Here is a 999-nt window from a genome sequence, read left to right as displayed (position 1 = left end):
TAAACGCAAGCGGCTGGCTTCAAGCGTCGCCTCAAGCAACCCCATGCCACTATCTTCTTTCTCTTTGGCAAACTCAACGATAAGAATGGCGTTCTTCGCAGCCAGCCCAACCAGCACAATAAAACCTATTTGCGTGAAGATATTGTTAGTCAAACCCCACAAAATAATACCCGTCATCGCTGACAACAAAACCATTGGCACAATCAAGATAATCGCCAGTGGCAACGACCATGACTCATACTGCGCGGCCAACACTAGGAAGACCAGTAAAACAACCAAGGGGAAAATATAGATAGCCGTATTACCCGCTAGAATCTGCTGATACTTCAGATCTGTCCATTCATAAGCCATCCCATTTGGTAAAGAGCGGTCGAGAATAGCTGTGATGGCTGCTTCTGCTTGACCAGAACTATAACCGGGCTTGGCTTGTCCATTTAGGTCAGCCGCCGGATAGCCGTTGTACTTAGAAACGCGGTTTGGACCAGCGCCGTGCTGCACCGTTACAAACGAAGCAAGCGGCACCATTGATCCCTCACGGTTGCGCACTTTTAGCTTTTCCAGCTGCGTTTCATCTACTCTAAAGGCTTCATCGGCCTGCACATTGACCTGATAAGTGCGACCAAATAAATTGACATCATTGACATATACCGAGCCCATATAGGCTTGCAAGGTATCAAAAATATCTGATATCGCTACACCATGAACTTTAGCCTTCTCTCTATCAACGTTAATTTCTATTTGCGGTACATTAACCTGAAAGAAAGAGAAAACCTGTGTTAACTCTGGCGTTTGCCAGGCTTGGCCTACAACCTTTTGTGTTTCCTGAAACAAGCGTTCATAGCCCAGGTTTGCCCTATCCTCAATCTGCAGTTTAAAGCCACCAGTAGTGCCTAAACCGATAACGGGAGGCGGAGGAAAAATAACCGTAAAGGCTTCATCTATTCCCATAAACTGCCCCCATAAGGCACCAGCAATCGCGTCAGCACTCATATCAGGTGC

Annotated in this window: 1 protein-coding gene; it reads right to left on the bottom strand. The window is 46.7% G+C overall.

Translation table 11 applies throughout. From position 1 onward, the window contains the following. Positions 1-999 (bottom strand): efflux RND transporter permease subunit (locus A3735_RS15260; RefSeq protein WP_197485904.1); only part of this gene is annotated, 999 nt, incomplete at both ends.

It is taken from the genome of Oleiphilus sp. HI0061 (genome assembly GCF_001635675.1).
The sequence above is the reverse complement of the archived record's forward strand: the minus strand, read 5'-3'. Positions and strand labels throughout refer to the sequence as shown.